Origin of the sequence: Exiguobacterium sp. A1_3_1, from assembly GCF_048985645.1 — a bacterium.
GTDB lineage: Bacteria > Bacillota > Bacilli > Exiguobacteriales > Exiguobacteriaceae > Exiguobacterium_A > Exiguobacterium_A indicum.
Map to the genome: position 1 here is coordinate 1 of NZ_WBYY01000223.1, position 4,279 is coordinate 4,279.

Sequence of the window (4,279 nt, forward strand, 5' to 3'; positions counted from 1 at the left end):
TTAGTCTCGTGGGCTCGGAGATGTGTATAAGAGACAGGTATAAAGTACCCATCATTTTGATGCATAACCGGGAGACGGCGCATGGGACAGATATGCTGGCAGAAGTCCGGGCTGACCTTGAGGAATCGATTCGGTTAGCAAAACAGGCAGGCGTAGCGGAAGAGCATATTTGGCTCGACCCTGGGATTGGATTCATGAAGACGCATGAAGAGAACTTGTACCTGATGCGTCATCTATCGATCGTAACGGACTTCGGGTATCCGGTTTTACTCGGAACGTCCCGTAAATCGATGATCGGACTTGCGCTCGGATTACCGACAGAAGAACGACTCGAAGGAACGATTGCGACGGTGTGTTACGGAATTCAACAAGGATGTGACTGGATGCGTGTGCATGACGTCAAAGAAGTCAAACGGGCAGCGCAGATGATGGACATCATGTTGGCTGCGACGAAGGGGGAATAACGGTGGATCGAATTCATGTAACAGGAATGCGTTTTTATGGGTACCACGGTGTATTCGCAGAAGAGACGAAACTCGGTCAACGCTTCAATGTCGACTTATCGATCGGACTTGCATTGGCAGAAGCCGGTCGGACGGATGATTTGACGAAAAGTGTCAATTACGCCGAATTGTATGAAGCGACGAAACGTGTCGTCGAAGGAGAACCGCTCCAACTCGTCGAAGCCTTGGCGGACCGTATTGCAAAAGCAGTATTTGCGTTAGACGAACAAATTCAAGAAGCGTCGATCAAGGTCATCAAACCGGATCCGCCGATTGCCGGTCATTATGAACATGTGGCGGTCGAGATCAATCGCCTTCGGGAGGACTATGCATGAAGGAAGCTTACATTGCACTCGGCTCGAACATCGGCGATAAAGCGGCTCACTTAAGAGCAGCGATTGCTCGCCTGAGAGCCTTATCGTCCGTTCATGACGTAAAGACCTCTTCCATTTATGAGACGGTACCTGTCGGGTATCTCGAGCAGGATTTATTCTATAATATGGTCGTCGCGATTCAAACGACGGATGAGGCATCTGTCTTACTTGGGCGACTGCAGGAAATTGAACAGCTAGAAGGACGCGAGCGTTTGTTCAAAAATGGACCACGAACGCTTGACTTAGATATTTTGCTATATGAGGAAGAACGCATTGACCTCGAAGGATTAACCGTTCCGCATCCGCGGATGCAAGAGCGGGCATTCGTCCTCGCACCATTACGTGAACTCGCAGCAACATGCGTCATACCCGGTCTTGAGCAAAGTGTCGAGCAGTTGTATCAGCAGTTACCAGAGACAGAACGAAACGGTGTACGACGGTTAGGTGGGCTTTTAGAAGCGGAGGAACAATAATGGAATTTAACATTGGTGATGTCAAACTGAAGAATCAAGTCATCTTGGCACCGATGGCAGGCGTCTGTAATCCGGCGTTTCGGTTAATCGCAAAGGAGTTTGGTGCAGGACTCGTCTGTGCGGAGATGGTCAGCGATAAAGGGATCTTGTACGAAAACGAACGGACGCTTCAGATGCTGTACGTGGATGAGCGGGAAAAACCGCTCAGTCTTCAAATCTATGGCGGTTCAAAAGAGACACTCGTTCAAGCGGCACGATATGTCGAAGCGAACACGAATGCCGACATCATTGACATCAACATGGGCTGTCCCGTCCCGAAAGTCACGAAAAGCGATGCTGGAGCGAAATGGTTGCTTGATCCAGATAAGGTATATGAGATGGTTCATGCGGTGACGCAAGCGATCGATAAACCCGTTACTGTTAAGATGCGGACCGGCTGGGACAGCCATCACATCTATTGTGTCGATAATGTCAAAGCAGCAGAAGCGGGTGGGGCGAAAGCTGTAGCCATCCACGGGCGGACACGTTCGCAAAAGTATGAAGGGGTCGCAGACTGGAACATCATTGGCGAAGCGAAAAAAGCGGTCAACATCCCAATCATCGGAAATGGAGATGTTCAGACGCCGCAAGATGCAAAACGGATGATTGATGAGATCGGCGTCGACGGTGTCATGATCGGACGGGCCGCTCTCGGGAACCCGTGGATGTTGTATCAGACGATCCAGTACCTCGAATCAGGAACGCTTCCAGCAGAACCGACGGCGCGTGAGAAGATTGATATTTGTCTCTTGCATGCCACACGACTAGTCGCGCTAAAGGGAGAAGAACTCGCCGTACGCGAAATGCGGACACATGTCGCCTGGTATTTGAAAGGAATGAAGGGGAACGGTCGCGTTCGCAATGCGTTATTCAATATCGACACACACGCAGGACTCGTCGAACTGTTACAGCAGTACTTGCAGACACTCGAAGAAGACGTAGCATATGCCTAACAGGTAAAGTATAGTCGGACAGCGTCGTTTTGTGGTACGCTAGTTGCATTGAAGATGAGCGTATCGGTTTTCTAAAGGGCTGTCGGTCATTCCGGCAGCTTTTTATTCGAGAGAATCGTCGTGAACCATTATTAAAAGGAGTGAAGAGAGTGAGTCAGGATATGGAAATGAACGATCAAATGCAGGTGCGTCTCGGTAAGATGAACGCCATGCGTGAACAAGGTCTCGATCCATTCGGCGCACGTTTTGAACGTTCGACGGATACCGCGAGCATTCGTGCATCGTTTGGTGAACATACAAAAGAAGAGTTGGCTGAACTGAAACCGGAAGTTGCCATCGCGGGTCGTGTCATGACGACACGTCGTAAAGGGAAGGTTGGCTTTACGAACGTTCAGGATGTACAAGGTCAAATTCAGTTGTATGTCCGTAAAGATGATGTCGGTGAAGAGGCGTATGAGATCTATAAGACATGTGACTTAGGTGACATCGTTGGGATCCAAGGATACGTGTTCAAAACGAATGTTGGTGAACTCTCTGTTCACGTCACAGCATTTACGTTATTAACAAAAGCATTACGTCCGCTTCCGGATAAATATCACGGATTAAAAGATATCGAGCAACGCTATCGTCAGCGTTACCTCGACCTCATTACGAACCAAGAATCACGTGAGACATTCATCGCGCGGAGTAAAGTCATTCGTGGAATTCGTCAATATCTCGATAACCTCGGATACTTGGAAGTCGAAACACCAATGTTGCATACGATTGCGGGTGGAGCATCGGCTCGTCCGTTCATCACGCATCATAATGCACTCGACATGACGCTTTACATGCGGATTGCGATCGAGCTCCATTTGAAACGTTTGATCGTCGGTGGACTTGAGAAAGTCTACGAAATCGGTCGTGTGTTCCGTAATGAAGGAATCTCAACACGCCATAACCCAGAGTTTACGATGATCGAACTCTATGAAGCGTATGCGGATTATAAAGACATCATGAACTTAACAGAGAACCTGATCGCTCACGTCGCACAAGAAGTACTCGGTACGACACAAGTCACTTACGGAGAAGACGTCATCGACCTATCTGTCGGTTGGAAACGAGCACACATGGTCGATCTTGTTAAAGAAGCGACAGGTGTCGACTTCTTTGAACAGATTTCAAACGAACGTGCTCTCGAACTAGCGCATGAACACGGTGTTGAAGTCCAGTCGCACATGACGACGGGACATATCTTGAATGAGTTCTTCGAACAAAAAGTAGAAGAGACACTCGTTCAACCAACATTCGTCTATGGTCATCCTGTTGAAGTATCGCCACTTGCGAAGAAAAATCCAGAGGATCCACGCTTTACGGATCGCTTTGAATTATTCATCGTCCGTCGTGAACATGCGAATGCCTTCACGGAATTGAACGATCCAATCGATCAACGTGAACGTTTCGAAGCACAACTCGTCGAAAAAGAAGCAGGAAACGACGAAGCACATGAAATGGATACAGACTTCATTGAAGCACTCGAGTACGGTATGCCGCCAACGGGTGGTCTTGGCATCGGGATCGATCGTCTCGTCATGTTGTTGACGAATGCGCCATCGATTCGTGATGTATTACTCTTCCCAACGATGCGTCACCAACAAAATTAATGAGTAGAGCTCCGTTTCTTCTATAGCTTATAGAAGGAACGGAGCGTTCTTTTTGAAGTCAATGTAGGGATAAACGAGTCAAAAAACGGGTAAATAAAAGTTTTTAAATGTTTTTCTAATAAAATGCTTGTACGATTCGAAAAGCCATGGTATATTACTTCTTGTGCCGCGAATGGTCGTGACACACAAAAATAAATATCAAAAAAGTTGTTGACAATCGGGTTGATAACTTGTTAAGATATTAAAGTCGCTGAAAACGACACGACGAACTTTGAAAACTGAACGATGAGGCAA

General features: G+C 47.7%; 5 protein-coding genes. All 5 read left to right on the forward strand.

What is annotated here, in order from left to right; genetic code table 11:
• A partial coding sequence (locus tag F8N00_RS16535) for a dihydropteroate synthase (protein ID WP_421018604.1) occupies window positions 1-464 on the forward strand: 464 nt, incomplete at its 5' end.
• A gap of 2 nt (window positions 465-466) precedes the next feature.
• Window positions 467-838 carry a dihydroneopterin aldolase gene (gene folB, locus F8N00_RS16540; RefSeq protein WP_075643141.1) on the forward strand — a complete coding sequence of 124 codons (372 nt, stop codon included), beginning with the start codon at window positions 467-469 and terminating at the stop codon, window positions 836-838.
• Window positions 835-1,350, forward strand: a complete 516-nt coding sequence (folK, locus tag F8N00_RS16545) for a 2-amino-4-hydroxy-6-hydroxymethyldihydropteridine diphosphokinase (protein WP_075643140.1) — start codon at window positions 835-837, stop codon at window positions 1,348-1,350. The genes folB and folK overlap by 4 nt, the downstream gene beginning before the upstream one ends.
• Complete coding sequence (gene dusB / locus F8N00_RS16550; protein WP_023466575.1) at window positions 1,350-2,342, forward strand: tRNA dihydrouridine synthase DusB; 993 nt, start codon at window positions 1,350-1,352, stop codon at window positions 2,340-2,342. The genes folK and dusB overlap by 1 nt, the downstream gene beginning before the upstream one ends.
• 161 nt (window positions 2,343-2,503) lie before the next feature.
• A complete protein-coding gene (gene lysS / locus F8N00_RS16555) occupies window positions 2,504-3,985 on the forward strand; it encodes a lysine--tRNA ligase (protein WP_087682563.1) in 1,482 nt (493 codons plus the stop codon).
• Window positions 3,986-4,279: the final 294 nt, after the last annotated feature.